The sequence below is a fragment of the Pseudomonas poae RE*1-1-14 genome (assembly GCF_000336465.1).
GTDB classification, from domain to species: Bacteria; Pseudomonadota; Gammaproteobacteria; order Pseudomonadales; family Pseudomonadaceae; genus Aquipseudomonas; species Aquipseudomonas poae.
On record NC_020209.1, the window covers coordinates 4,713,302 to 4,726,365 of the forward strand.

General features: G+C 60.8%; 14 protein-coding genes. 7 read left to right on the forward strand and 7 right to left on the reverse strand.

Translation table 11 applies throughout. The features are described 5' to 3' along the window. The first annotated feature begins 65 nt into the window (after window positions 1-65). Window positions 66-1,325: an IS256 family transposase gene (locus H045_RS20755; protein WP_015372597.1), complete on the forward strand. Its 1,260-nt coding sequence runs from the start codon at window positions 66-68 to the stop codon at window positions 1,323-1,325. A gap of 227 nt (window positions 1,326-1,552) precedes the next feature. Here H045_RS20755 and H045_RS20760 read toward each other — a convergent pair whose 3' ends face one another. Further along, on the reverse strand, window positions 1,553-3,316 hold the full coding sequence (locus H045_RS20760) for a cation:proton antiporter (RefSeq protein ID WP_015373346.1): 1,764 nt from the start codon (window positions 3,314-3,316) through the stop codon (window positions 1,553-1,555). 291 nt (window positions 3,317-3,607) lie between these two features. Here H045_RS20760 and H045_RS20765 point away from each other — a divergent pair, with 291 nt between their 5' ends. Further along, window positions 3,608-4,093: an acyl-CoA thioesterase gene (locus tag H045_RS20765; RefSeq protein WP_003231772.1), complete on the forward strand. Its 486-nt coding sequence runs from the start codon at window positions 3,608-3,610 to the stop codon at window positions 4,091-4,093. 38 nt (window positions 4,094-4,131) lie between these two features. On the opposite strand, the gene pdxY is transcribed toward H045_RS20765, so the two are convergent. Next, window positions 4,132-5,004 (reverse strand): pyridoxal kinase PdxY, encoded by an 873-nt coding sequence (gene pdxY / locus H045_RS20770; RefSeq protein ID WP_003231774.1) that lies wholly within the window; start codon window positions 5,002-5,004, stop codon window positions 4,132-4,134. A 117-nt stretch (window positions 5,005-5,121) separates the two neighbouring features. Between pdxY and H045_RS20775 the strand changes: the two genes are divergently transcribed. Continuing rightward, entirely contained in the window at window positions 5,122-5,517 is a 396-nt protein-coding gene (locus H045_RS20775) for a DUF3301 domain-containing protein (protein WP_003231776.1), read from the forward strand. On the opposite strand, the gene H045_RS20780 is transcribed toward H045_RS20775, so the two are convergent. Genes H045_RS20780 through dksA form a run of 4 tightly spaced genes read right to left on the reverse strand, consistent with a single transcriptional unit; the run spans window position 5,511 to window position 8,799 of the window. Continuing rightward, entirely contained in the window at window positions 5,511-6,473 is a 963-nt protein-coding gene (locus H045_RS20780; RefSeq protein ID WP_015373347.1) for a CobW family GTP-binding protein, read from the reverse strand. The genes H045_RS20775 and H045_RS20780 overlap by 7 nt on opposite strands. A gap of 44 nt (window positions 6,474-6,517) precedes the next feature. After that, window positions 6,518-7,162, reverse strand: coding sequence for a DUF1826 domain-containing protein (locus tag H045_RS20785; RefSeq protein ID WP_003231779.1), 645 nt, complete (start codon window positions 7,160-7,162; stop codon window positions 6,518-6,520). Next, the gene (zigA, locus tag H045_RS20790; RefSeq protein WP_015373348.1) at window positions 7,162-8,367 is read right to left on the reverse strand and encodes a zinc metallochaperone GTPase ZigA; all 1,206 of its coding nucleotides are present in this window, start codon (window positions 8,365-8,367) and stop codon (window positions 7,162-7,164) included. Before zigA ends, H045_RS20785 begins: the two co-directional genes overlap by 1 nt. Before the next feature lie 27 nt (window positions 8,368-8,394). After that, a complete protein-coding gene (gene dksA, locus H045_RS20795; RefSeq protein ID WP_003231783.1) occupies window positions 8,395-8,799 on the reverse strand; it encodes an RNA polymerase-binding protein DksA in 405 nt (134 codons plus the stop codon). Between the two features lie 128 nt (window positions 8,800-8,927). Between dksA and H045_RS20800 the strand changes: the two genes are divergently transcribed. Then, window positions 8,928-9,296 (forward strand): hypothetical protein, encoded by a 369-nt coding sequence (locus tag H045_RS20800; RefSeq protein WP_003231785.1) that lies wholly within the window; start codon window positions 8,928-8,930, stop codon window positions 9,294-9,296. Here the strand turns inward: H045_RS20800 and H045_RS20805 are convergent. Next, window positions 9,293-10,504 carry an N-acetylmuramoyl-L-alanine amidase gene (locus H045_RS20805; RefSeq protein ID WP_003231787.1) on the reverse strand — a complete coding sequence of 404 codons (1,212 nt, stop codon included), beginning with the start codon at window positions 10,502-10,504 and terminating at the stop codon, window positions 9,293-9,295. The two genes, H045_RS20800 and H045_RS20805, sit on opposite strands and share 4 nt — an antisense overlap. Before the next feature lie 128 nt (window positions 10,505-10,632). Here H045_RS20805 and folE2 point away from each other — a divergent pair, with 128 nt between their 5' ends. From folE2 to H045_RS20820, 3 genes are read left to right on the forward strand one after another with little or no spacing between them, the layout of a single operon-like run. Further along, window positions 10,633-11,523 carry a GTP cyclohydrolase FolE2 gene (gene folE2, locus H045_RS20810; RefSeq protein WP_015373349.1) on the forward strand — a complete coding sequence of 297 codons (891 nt, stop codon included), beginning with the start codon at window positions 10,633-10,635 and terminating at the stop codon, window positions 11,521-11,523. Further along, window positions 11,520-12,188 carry a metal ABC transporter ATP-binding protein gene (locus tag H045_RS20815; RefSeq protein WP_015373350.1) on the forward strand — a complete coding sequence of 223 codons (669 nt, stop codon included), beginning with the start codon at window positions 11,520-11,522 and terminating at the stop codon, window positions 12,186-12,188. The genes folE2 and H045_RS20815 overlap by 4 nt, the downstream gene beginning before the upstream one ends. Then, on the forward strand, window positions 12,188-13,054 hold the full coding sequence (locus tag H045_RS20820; protein WP_003231793.1) for a metal ABC transporter permease: 867 nt from the start codon (window positions 12,188-12,190) through the stop codon (window positions 13,052-13,054). The genes H045_RS20815 and H045_RS20820 overlap by 1 nt, the downstream gene beginning before the upstream one ends. Window positions 13,055-13,064: the final 10 nt, after the last annotated feature.

Consider the following 13,064-nt stretch of genomic DNA (forward strand, 5'->3'; position numbering starts at 1 on the left):
GCCCGCGAAGACGGGACTGTCATAAATTTTGTGTTCGGGCATAACATGTTGATAGAGGTGCATGTATGCCGACCAAAAAGAAACCGGCCCGTGAGGCCCCGCGAGACCTTCCATCCATTCCCCAAGAGCTGATCGACCAGTTCGTCAGCGGCCCGATGAGTGCCGAAGCCATTCAGGATGCCTCGATGGCGTTCAAAAAGGCGCTGATCGAGCGAGCTCTTGGTGCCGAGTTGGGCCACCACCTTGGCTATCCTCAGGGCGCGGAGCGCCCTGAGGAATCGAGTAACCAGCGCAACGGCAAGAGCGGAAAAACGGTGCTAACCGATGACGGTCCGCTGCGTTTGGACATTCCCAGAGACCGTGATGGAAGCTTTGCTCCGATTCTGATCCCCAAACACGAACGGCGTTTTACCGGCTTCGATGACAAGATTATCGCGATGTATGCCCGAGGCATGACGGTTCGCGAAATCCGGGCGTTTCTCTCTGAACAGTACGGAACAGACGTCTCTCACGATTTCATCAGCTCCGTCACTGACGCAGTGTTGGAGGAGGTTACCGCCTGGCAACAGCGACCGCTTGAACCGATGTACCCGGTAATTTTCTTCGATGCATTGCGAGTCAAAATTCGCGACGAAGGCCTGGTTCGCAACAAAGCGATCTACTTGGCACTGGGAGTATTGCCGGACGGAACGCGAGATATTCTGGGCATTTGGATTGAAACAACCGAAGGCGCCAAATTTTGGATGAAGGTCTTTAACGACCTGAAAACCCGAGGCGTCGAAGACGTCTTGATCGCCGTAACTGACGGTCTCAAAGGCATGCCCGAAGCGCTGAGTGCTGTGTTTCCTGAGACGACGTTGCAGACCTGCATCGTCCACCTGATCCGTAACAGCCTCGATTACGCCCCGTGGGATAAGCGCCGTGAGCTGGCCAAGGCACTGAAACCGATCTATCAAGCACTTAATGCTGACGCCGCAGAACAAGCGCTACTGGCTTTCGAAGCCGGGCCTTGGGGTAAGCAATATCCGACAGTCGTATCGGCTTGGAAACGTGCTTGGGATCGAGTTATACCGTTCTTCGTGTTTCCCCCGGCAATACGCAAAGTGATCTACACAACCAATGCCATCGAGAGTATCAATGCCCAGTTGCGCAAGGTCATCAAAACGCGAGGCCACTTCCCAACGGATGAGGCCGCGACAAAGCTAATCTGGCTGGCATTACGAAATATCACCGCGAACTGGGGCAGTGCGGCTCATGATTGGAAGAACGCAATGAATCAATTTGCGATTCTGTACGGAGATCGATTTATCAGGCCGACCTGGTAAAGATAGGGCCTGCCTGACGGCAGGCCTTAACCGGCCCGAACACAAAAAATCTGACACTCTCGCGAAGACGTCTGCCCAGCAAACAGTGACGTTGACTGACCCACCGCCTTCGCGGGCAAGCCCGCTCCCACATTGATCTTCGTCGCTTTGAGCATTGCGTCCGCTTAACTGAACGGCATCAGGGCTTGCCCCGCGTTGGGCCGCGAAGCGGCCCCCCACCACTAGGTTCAGTGCTCCGACGTATCCTTATGGTTATCCAGCGTTTCCAGCAACGCCACCTGCATCCGCGTATGCACGCGGATGAACCAGCGCCAGAGCACCGCCGCCACCGCCGCCGTCACCACGGCAATCAACACCAGCAACTTGTTGGTAGGCAATATGCTGGCCGACAAGGCTGCCAGCAGCACAAAAATCACCAGCAGCGACAGAATCGGAATCAGCTCTGCGATCACCCGCCGCACACGCTGGGTATGCCGACCGGCCATCTCCGGCTTCACGCTCATCTCCGCCAGCAACATCGACAGCGCCTTGAGTTTGCGGTACGCCGCGATCAGAAACGGCAGCGACAACAGCAACGCCCCACCCCAGATCAAAGCCTTCTGCCAGCTTGGATCGCTAATCCAACCTTCCAGATACCCCCCGATGCGCCCCGCAAAAAAGCTGCCAGTGAAGAAAATCGCGATCACCAGCGCCAGATTTACCCCCACTTGCAGGATGATCTTGCGGATCATCGACGCCAGCATCGCGCCCTCGCCTTGCGGCTGGATACTGCGTAACCACTCCCCGTAAAGGCCGAATACCCGACTCATGCGCGTTGGCATAATGGCGGCAATCTTCAGTGACAGTGGGTCGGCACTGCGAATCAGGTAAGGCGTGAGCAAGGTGGTAATTACCGATACGGCCACCGCCACCGGGTAAAGAAAGTCGCTGGTCACCTGCAATGTCATCCCCAGCGCGGCGATGATGAAGGAAAACTCACCAATCTGAGACAGCCCCATGCCCACGCGCAGTGAGGTGCGGCCGTCATTGCCGGCGATAAAAGCCCCCAGGCCGCAGGACAGCATTTTGCCCAGCACTACCGCCACAGTGATCACCGCGATCGGCCAGGCGTATTGCAACAGGATCTGCGGGTCGATCATCAAGCCGATCGCCACGAAGAAGATGGCGCTGAACATGTCGCGAACCGGTTCGATCAGGCGTTCGATCTTAATCAACTGGCGGGACTCGGCCATGATCGCGCCGATCAGAAACGCGCCCAGCACCATGCTGTATTCGAGCTTGACCACCAGCAGGCAGAAGCCGAAACACAGGCCCAATACGGTGATCAGCAGCATTTCATTACTTTCGAACCGGGCCACATAGGCCAGCAGACGCGGCACCAGCAAAATGCCGATCACCAACGCCACGATCATGAACAACGAGAGCTTGCCGACCGTGGAAAACACCTCGCCGGAGCTGACTGTGCCACTGACGGCGAGGCTCGACAGCAAGGCGATGATGCCGATGCCCAGGATGTCCTCAACGATCAGCACGCCGAAAATCAGCTGGGCAAAGCGCTGGTTTTTCATTTTCAGGTCATTGAGCGCCTTGACGATGATGGTGGTCGAGGAAATGGCCAGGATTGCACCGAGGAACAGCGAGTCCATGGTGTTCCAGTCGAACCACTGGCCGATTTCGTAGCCAATCCAGATCATCAGGATGATTTCGAGGAACGCTGCGATAAACGCCGTGGCGCCCACCTTGAACAACTTGCGCAGGCTGAACTCCAGGCCCAGGCAGAACATCAGGAAGATCACCCCCAGCTCGGCGAGGGTCTTGATGGTGTCTTCGTCATGGATCAGGCCGAACGGAGGGGTGTGGGGGCCGATGATGAAGCCGGCGACGATGTAGCCCAGCACCACCGGCTGCTTGAGGCGGTGAAACAGGATGGTGACCACCCCAGCCACCAGCATGATCACGGCCAGGTCCTGAATAAAGCTGATGGCGTGCATGGCGAGGGGCTCCTTGAGGGTACTGGCGCTTTTCCCACTTCCGCCCACGCCGCTGAACAGTCGCCAAGAGCGGAAGGAAAAGTCTACCTTGATCGTAAGAAATGCCCTGAGATGGGCGTTTGAAGGTTAACACCGCGACTTCCAGCGAAAAGCCGGTGCAATATATGGAAACAATCGCTGCGGGCGTGACGGCAAGCCGCCCGCCGGCGTCCCGTTACCGATAGCGCTGCAAATGATTCCAGCACCCGCAGAGGTGCCTACCCAACCAACGCCTACAACCGTGAGTGTGCTATGGAACCCGGAAACGCCCAGCTGTCGATGACGGTATTGATGACCCCAGACATGGCCAACTTCTCAGGCAATGTCCACGGCGGCACGTTGCTCAAGTACCTCGACGAAGTGGCCTACGCCTGTGCCAGCCGTTATGCGGGCCGCTATGTAGTCACCCTGTCGGTCGACCAGGTGATTTTTCGCGAACCGATTCATGTCGGCGAACTGGTGACCTTCCTCGCGTCGGTCAACTACACCGGCAATACCTCGATGGAAGTGGGCATCAAGGTGGTGACCGAGAACATCCGCGAACGCTCGGTGCGCCACACCAACAGTTGTTTCTTCACCATGGTGGCGGTGGACGACCAGCGCAAACCCGCCGCCGTACCGCCACTGCAGCCGCAGAACAGCGAAGACAAGCGCCGCTTCATGCAGGCCCAGCAACGCCGGCAGATTCGCCAGGAGCTGGAAAAGCGTTATCAGGAGATCAAGGCCGATGCGCCCTGATCCCACGCTGTAAACCCTCCCACATTGGTGTTGTGTGCTTACAGGCTGATCGGCGTGGCCTCAAACCGCACGCGCGGGTGGGCGATTCGATCCTGCGCCCGCACCAGCTCCAACTCGTAGCTGGCGCAAGCCTGGGTTTCCAGCAGCACTTCATGCACCGCCGCAGCGGTGAATTCGAACGCCGCCAGCAGGCTGTCGCCCAGCAGCACCCGCGCCAGGAACAGCCCCGAGGTCAGGTCGCCCACGCCCACCGGTTGGCGCGGGAATGCCAGCAGCGGCCGACGCAGGTGCCAGCTGCCGTCGGCGGTTACCAGCAGCATCTCGAAGCCGTCCGGCAACTTGCCCGGATAATCCAGGTGCTTGACCAACACAGCCTTTGGCCCGCGCGCCAGCAAGGCCTTGGCCATCGCCAGGCAATCGAACAATGACTGCGGCTTGCGCCCGGCAAAGCTGTCCAGCTCAAGCTGGTTGGGGCAGAGGAAATCGGCCATGGCGGCGGCTTCATCCAATAAAAAATCACTGACCTCCTGGGGCACGACGCAGCCTTTTTCCGCGTGGCCCATCACCGGGTCGCACAGGTACAGGGCTTTGGGGTTGATCGCCTTGATGCGCGCCACGCCAGTGAGGATCGCGCGGCCCTGAGCGGCGCTGCCCAGGTAGCCAGAGAGAATGGCGTCGCAGTTGCCCAGTTCGCCAATTGCCGCGATACCTTCCACCAGCGCCGGAATCTGCTGCGGCGCCAGCACTTCGCCGGCCCACTGACCATACTGGGTGTGGTTGGAGAACTGCACCGTGTTGAGCGGCCACACATTCACCCCGACCCGCTGCATGGGGAATACGGCGGCGCTGTTTCCGGCGTGACCAAAGACCACGTGAGACTGGATCGCAAGCAGATGGGGTGTACGTTTCATGCAGGAAATGTCCATAAAGCCGTTGAAATTCCGGCCGCGCAGTATGCGACTAAACGCAGCCTGTACGACAGACCGGCGACACAGTTAAGCTGCTCTCACTTTGTTGGAGTTCATCGCATGCTGACCCTGGGAAACATCTTCGTGTTGATGCTGCTGGCGACCGGCGCCGCCTGGGTCTGGCACAACCACGGCTTGCGCGAACGAGCGCTGGCGCGGGTCAAGCAGCATTGCGCCCGGCTCGACATCGAGCTGCTCGATGGTGCGGTGGCGCTCAAGCGCATCGGTTTTGTGAAGGACGCCAACGGCCGACGACGTCTGGCGCGGATCTACGCTTTCGAATTTACCGTGACCGGCGAAACCCGCCACGCCGGCGTCATCACGCAGTTCGGCGCCCACAGCGCGCAGATCGAGCTGGCGCCCTACCCGTTCGAGGCCAAAGAGCCATTGCCCAGTGCCGAGGTGATCGAGCTGAGCCAATGGCGCCAGGATCACCCGGCCAAGAACCGTCAATAACGGCAGGCCGCAAGCGCAGCCTGCAACGCGGCGACTGCCTGTGGTTCACTGAAGATCAATTCGATACGCGAGTCCCGGCGCCATTCGCTGGGCTGCCAGGCAAGCACGTCGTTATCCACAGCATTGGCCGAAACCCAACCCTGCGTGCTGTGGATAACCAGCTTGGCGCGCCGCCAGTCCAGACCTGATAGCCAATGCTGCAGTCGCTCAGCGTGAAAGCGCTGGCTCGGGTGCCAGCGCCAGCCGATGCTCCAGCCACCCTCCTGGCCCTGGCTCAAGCAAATCGGCAGCGCGGGATCGCTCCAGATCGCTGGTATTTGCGCCAATCCTTTGGGCACTTCAAAGTTATCCACAGCCGCTTTGGCCTGCGCGTACAAACCGGGCAGTTGCTCGATCGGCAGCTGCGCCTGGCGCGTCCAATACAGCGCGCAACCGGGTAATTGTCGCTCGATGGCCTGACGCTGCCCGGTTTCCAGGCCCTCATCCTTGTTCAGCACCAATAAACCGGCGCTGGCCAATGCCTCTTGCTGCGCGGGCGGCAGGGGTTTGCCCGCCGCCAGCGCCTGGGCGTCCAGCACCAGCACACAGGGTTGAACCGCCAACACGTCCTGCCACGGCGTTTCGCGCAGTTGTTTGAGCAACTGCGCCGGGTGGCCCAGGCCTGAGGGCTCGATAAACAACCGGTCCGGCCTGGCTTTGCGCAACAGGCGGCCAAGGCCTACCTGAAACGGCGCGCCATTGACGCAACACAGGCAGCCGCCCGCCACTTCGCCCAAGGCAATGCCGTCGTCGTCCTGGGTGAGCAACGCGGCATCCAGGCCAATCTGCCCGAACTCGTTGATCAGCACCGCCCAACGCTCATCGGCCGGACGCTGGGCGAGCAGGTGCTTGATCAGGCTGGTCTTGCCGGCGCCCAGGGGGCCGGCGATCACGTGGGTAGGGATGTTCTGCAGCATCGTGGGCATCGTTCAGACCGTGTGGAGCGCTTGATCCTACGCGGTTATGCCAGCCAATCCAGCGTCAGGATCAACCGGCGCTCGTCGGCCTTGAGGGCGGGCGAGCGATGAATCAGACCGTGCGCTTCATTGCCATGCCATTTGGTGCCTTTGAGCAGGGCCACTTCGCCACACTGGACCTGTTCGATGCGTTCGCCAGGCTCAGCCTCCGGCTGGCCGAGTGCGCGCCGGTCCATCACACCCTCGCGCAACCATTGGCTGCCGACACCGGCGTAGGTGGTGATCAGGCGCACCGGCACATGATCCACGTGAAAGCGCGGGCACATGGCCTTGTCCAGCAGCCGCAGGCGCACGCCGATACGCTTGGCGCCGAGCAGGCAGGCGAACGCGCTGACCAGCCATGACACATCGGCGATAAAGCCTTCATAGCCTTCCAGATCGCAGCAGCTGGACGCCAAACCCTGCAAGTTCGGTATCGCATGTTCATCGCTGAGTTCGATGACCATGGCATCGGCCAGCGGCTCATCGAGCGCCACCAGCAATGCGCCGAACTCGGCAATATGCAGCGGCAGTTGGCGCTGCCACAGCGCCAGGTTCACGCCGTCTTCGAGGATGTCGGATAACGCCAGCGGCGTTTCTCCGCGCGTCTGGCGCACCACGGGACGCAGTTGGAGGGTCGGCGCAAGCATCAGGCGGCCTCTTCATACCAAGGGCCAAACGGATCGGCCAACAAGCGCCACGCGTCGACGCCCAGGGCCATTTCTTCGTCGGTGAGCAAACAGGCATCCAGCTCGGTACGCATCTGTGCGAAATCGATGTTCTGCCCGATAAACACCAGTTCCTGACGGCAATCGCCGGTGCTCAGCTGCCAGTTGTCCATGATCGCCGCAACGCTTTCTTCGTCCTGGGGCCATTGGCTTTTCGGCACGAAGCGCCACCAGCGTCCGGCAAACCCGTGACGCATCAAGCCACCGGCCTGGGACCAACTGCCCGCATCCTGATGCTTGCTGGCCAACCAGAAAAAACCCTTGGAGCGCAGCAGTTTGCCGTTGACCCAGGGACGGTCGATAAAGTCGAAAAAGCGTTGCGGATGAAACGGGCGACGCGCGCGGTAGGCGGTGGACGCGATGCCGTACTCCTGGGTTTCCGGCACATGCTCGCCGCGCAGCTCCTGAAGCCAGCCTGGGGCCTGGGCCGCGCGCTCGAAATCGAAGCGGCCGGTGTTGAGGATCTTGTTCAGCGGCACGTCGCCCATGACCATCGGGATGATCTCGGCCTGGGCGTTCAGGCGTTCGAGGATGGCCATCAGCTCTTCGCGTTCGTGGCTGCTGATCAGGTCGATCTTGCTGATCAGGATGACGTCGGCGAATTCGATCTGTTCGATCAACAGGTCGGTGATGGAGCGCTCGTCCTCTTCACCGAGGGTTTCGCCGCGTGAGGCCAGGCTTTCCGCCGCCTGGTAATCGAGCAGGAAGTTCATGCCGTCGACCACGGTGACCATGGTGTCCAGCCGCGCGATATCGGCCAGGCTCTGGTCGTTTTCATCGCGAAAGGTAAAGGTTTCGGCTACCGGCAGCGGTTCGGAAATTCCGGTGGACTCGATCAGCAGGTAATCGAACCGGCCCTCTTTGGCCAGCTTGGTGACTTCTTCGAGCAGGTCCTCACGCAGGGTGCAGCAGATGCAGCCGTTGCTCATCTCCACCAGCTTTTCTTCGGAACGGTTGAGGGTGACGTCGCGCTGCACCTCGCTGCCGTCGATGTTGATTTCGCTCATGTCGTTGACGATCACCGCCACCCGCAGATTTTCGCGGTTGCGCAGGACATGGTTGAGCAGCGTGCTTTTACCGGCGCCGAGAAAGCCGGACAACACGGTCACGGGGAGACGATTGGGCATCAGGTTTTCCTCATCAGGGTTGGCCGGTCAAACAGCCCGTTTATGGCGTTCGCGCAGCTCTTCACGTTCTTTGGCTTCGATACACAGGGTGGCGGTGGGACGCAGCAGCAAGCGTTGCAGGCCTATGGGTTCGCCGGTTTCCCGACACCAGCCGTATTCGCCGCGTGCCAGCAAATCGAGGGCGTCGTCGATCTTGTCCAGCAGCTTCTTTTCCCGCTCAAGCAGACGCAGTTGCCATTGGCGCTGTTCTTCGGCACTGCCCACATCGGCAGGGTCGCTATTGGTTTCCTGCTCGCGCAGCACCATGAATTCGGCTTCGATGCGCGCTTGCAATGCCTCGCGTTGAGCTATCAACAACGCACGGAAGAAGCCTTGCTGGGCTTCATTCATGTAGTCGTCAGGCGATTGGGCCAGGAGTTCTTGTTCAGTCATGAGCAGCGGTTCACGGGTGGGGCTGGTTTTTAATGTTATAGTATAACAACACAAATAAGCCAATCCCCTTGTCTGCGTCGACGAAGGGCGCAATGCTTGCGCACCGTCCTCCAATCCCGAGAAACCTCATGAAATACCTGGTGTGCGCCCTGTTATTGGCAACGGCGGGACCGGCCTGCGCACAGGTCCCAACCCTGCTGGCCAACTGCACGCGCAGCGCCACCTTGCTGGCCTGCGTCGATCCGCTGGGCAATGCCTACAGCGTGGCCACGGTGGGCAGCACCACGTATTTGCGGGGGTTCGAAGTGATCGGCAAACGTTATTGGGCGCAGACCAACAGCCGTTACGGGCAACTTACGTTCTTTACCGGGCTGGCCTCGGATGGCGAGGCGTGGGTGGGCTACACGCGGCGTGTGGGCTGGACGACGATCAACAGGTTCTCCAGTTCAGGGGGAGCCAGCGCCAAATTCACCTGCAGCCGCATAACCGGCTGCTAGACCTGGCCGTTCTTCTGTTCCTGGGCCCACGCCATGTAGCTGTTCATGGGCGGGTTCTTCTGGAAGTATTTTTTCAGGCCCTCGAACAACCCATCCGCCACTGCCTGTTGATGACGCGCCGTGACCAGCCGCGCGCTGTCCCGTGCATTGGAGATGAACCCGGTTTCCACCAGAATCGACGGCACATCCGGTGACTTGAGCACCGCAAAACCGGCCTGTTCCACGCGCTTCTGATGCAGGCTGGTAATGCCCTCCAGGCTACCCAGGATGGAGTGACCCAGTTGCAGGCTGGACGCGATGGTGGCGTTCATCGACATGTCGAGAATCACCCCGGCCAGCATCGGATCCTTGTCCTTGAGGTTCAGCAGGCTGCTGGCGCCCAGCAGGTCGGCACCGTTTTCCCGCTGCGCCATGAAGCGCGCGGTGGCAGACGTGGCGCCGCCTTCGGACAAGGCATACACCGAGGCGCCCGACGCGGTGATACGCGGCGCCGCATCCGCATGCACCGAGATAAACATGTCGGCATTGTGCTTGTGTGCGATCTCCACGCGCTTGCGCAGGGGCACGAAGAAGTCGTCGTTGCGCACCAGCTTCACGTCAAAACCCTTCTCGCGTTTCAAGCGTTTGGCCAGCAGTTGGGCAATCGACAGCACCACGTCTTTTTCGCGTTGGCCCTTGGAGCCCACGGCGCCGGGGTCCTTGCCGCCATGGCCAGGGTCGACCACCACGATGATGTCGCGCCGGGGATGGGCTTTATCGACGGGTGCCACCAGCGGCGCGGGTTCGGCGGCGATCTGCCGCGGTGCCTGGGTGATGCTGCTGAGGTCCAGCACCAGGCGATGACCCTGGCCGTTCTGGGGCGGCAACAGAAAGCTGTTGAGCTGCATCGGTGAGGCCAGGTCCAACACGATCCGCGTGTCGTTGGTGCCGAAATGCCCCGAGCGAATCGAGGTAATCCCACTGTTCTTGAGCATCAATTGCGAAAAGTCACCACTGAGGCCGGCACCGCTCAAGTCGATGATCACGCGTTCCGGGGCGCTCAGGGAAAAGGTCTTGTATTGCACTGGCCCACTGAGGTCGAACACCAGCCGCAGCTTGTCTTCCGAGCGCCACAAGCGGGCATTGCGAATCTGCGTAGCATGGGCCGAGAACGGCAAGGTAAACAACGGGCTAACCAGGAGCAGGTTGAGGAGCTGACGTCTGTGCATGACCTATACCGCAAATAAAGGAGCGTCCCTGCTCGACATGACTGAGCAAAACCTGGAGCAGAAAATTAATCGTCGACTTTGTTGTTATACTATAACATGTCTAAATATTTCCAACGACGGACCTGCTCATGAACGCGCTGACTCTGCCGGATATTGCCGCGCAGGCTTCACGCCAGGCCATGCCACTGGACTGGGTAGGCATGTGCGGCATTGCCCTGCCCATCCTGCTCGACGGCCAACGTCTGCCTGCCACCGCCGACGCCGGCGTGAGCCTGGATGACGGCGCCGCCCGTGGCATTCACATGTCACGCCTGTACCTGGCGCTGGAGCTGCTCGACCAGCAACCCCTCACGCCTGCACTTCTGCGCAATGTACTGCAGCGCTTTCTCGACAGTCATGAAGATTTATCTAAGAACGCCTACCTGCGCATCCACACCGATTTATTGCTCAAACGCCCGGCGCTGGTCAGCCCCCTGGCCGGCTGGAAAAGCTATCCGGTGAGCATCGAAGCACGTCTGGAAAATCAGATGTTCCACGTGGAACTAAAAATTGACGTGAGTTACTCCTCAACCTGCCCTTGCTCCGCTGCCCTCGCCAGGCAGTTGATTCAACGGCAGTTTCTTGATGACTTCGGTGACAAGCCGCTGCAGCACGAAGCCGTAATGACCTGGCTCGGCAGCGCCAATGGCATCGTTGCAACGCCCCACAGCCAACGCAGCAGTGCACAACTTCATGTCGAACTGCAAGGCGAGCACCTGCCATTGGTGGACCTGATCAACGGCGCCGAATCCGCCCTTGGCACCGCCGTACAAACCGCCGTAAAGCGTGCAGACGAACAAGCCTTCGCCCTGGCCAATGGGCAGAACCTGATGTTCTGCGAAGACGCCGCCCGCCGCCTGAACCTCGCCTTGAAACGCTCGGACGCCGTCAAAGCCTTCCACCTCAAAGTGATCCACGCCGAAAGCCTGCACGCGCACGATGCCGTGGCCGAAAGCCGCTGGACGAGAAACCCTGCATGATCACCTGCACGTCCCTGCGCTGGGGCGCCCCCGGCCAACCGCTCACACCCGCCATCGATTTCACCCTGGAAAAAGGCAGCCTCACCGGCGTCATAGGCCCCAATGGCTGCGGCAAGAGCAGCCTGCTCAAAGTCATCGCCGGCTTGCAGAAACCGCTGGCCGGGAAAGTCGTCGTGGAAGTGACACGTCGTGGCGGCCTGGCGTTTTTGCCCCAGCAGCAACAACTCGACCGCCAGTTCCCGATCAACCTGCAGGAACTGGTCGCCGCCGGTTTCTGGGGCGCGCGGCTTTCTGCTGCACAGCGCAGCGAACGCCTGCAAGCGGTGCTCGAAGACTGGTGCCTCAGCGGCCTGGAGCTGCGCCCGTTGATGGCGTTGTCCGGCGGCCAATTACAACGTGCCCTGCTTGCCCGCATGAGCCTGGCCGACTCGCCCGTGCTGCTGCTCGACGAGCCCCACGCCGCCCTCGACGAAGAAGGCCAGGCGCTGTGCTGGAATCATATTCACGCCTGGCATGCCGAAGGTCGCACGGTGGTGGTCGTTTGCCACGACCTGGCCTCGGTGCGTCATCACACTCAGCAGGTGCTGCAGATCAAAAGCAACGGCTGCGTGTTCGGCTCGAGCAAAGAGCTGATCCGCGCGCAACCTCAGATGCAGGTGGCTTGATGCATTTTGCCGCTCACCTGTGGATGCCGTTTCTCGATTTTGTGTTCATGCGTCGCGCGCTCATTGGCGGCCTGGTACTGGCCTGCAGCACGGCGCCGCTGGGGGTGTTCCTGATCCTGCGGCGCATGAGCCTGATCGGTGATGCCGTCGCCCACGGCATCCTGCCCGGCGCGGCGCTGGGCTTCTGGTTCGCCGGCCTGAGCCTGCCCGCATTGACCATCGGCGGCCTCGGCGCCGGCTTGAGCATGGCCGGACTGTCGGCGTGGATCACCCGCCGCACCGGCCTGCGCGAAGACGCCAGCCTGGCCGCTATCTACCCCATCTCCCTCGCCGCCGGCGTGCTGATCCTCGGCATCGCCGGCAAACGCCTGGACCTGCTGCACCTGCTGTTCGGCTCCGCCCTGGCGGTGGACGAAACCACCCTCACCGGCATGCTCTGGGTCTCCAGCTTCAGCCTGCTCGCAATGGCACTGATCTACAAACCGCTGCTGCTGGACACACTGGATCCTCTGTTCCTGCAAACCGTCAGCCGCCTCGGACCACTGGCCCACGGCTTATTCCTGACCCTGGTGGTGTTGAACCTGGTGATCGGTTTCCAGGCCATCGGCGCGTTGATGGTGGTGGGCCTGATGATGCTGCCGGCCATCGCCTCACGCTTCTGGAGCCGGCGCCTGCCGGTGTTGATCGCAATATCGGCGGTGCTGGGATGCCTGTCGGTATGGCTTGGCTTGTTGCTGTCGTTCTACTACTCACTGCCCAGCGGCCCGGCCATCGTGCTGGTGGCGGGCGGCGGGTATCTGCTGTCCGTGGTCTTTGGTCCGGTGCACGGCCTGCTGCGCCGCCCGCCCTTGCTTACATCCCAATGAGGTGTTTCCC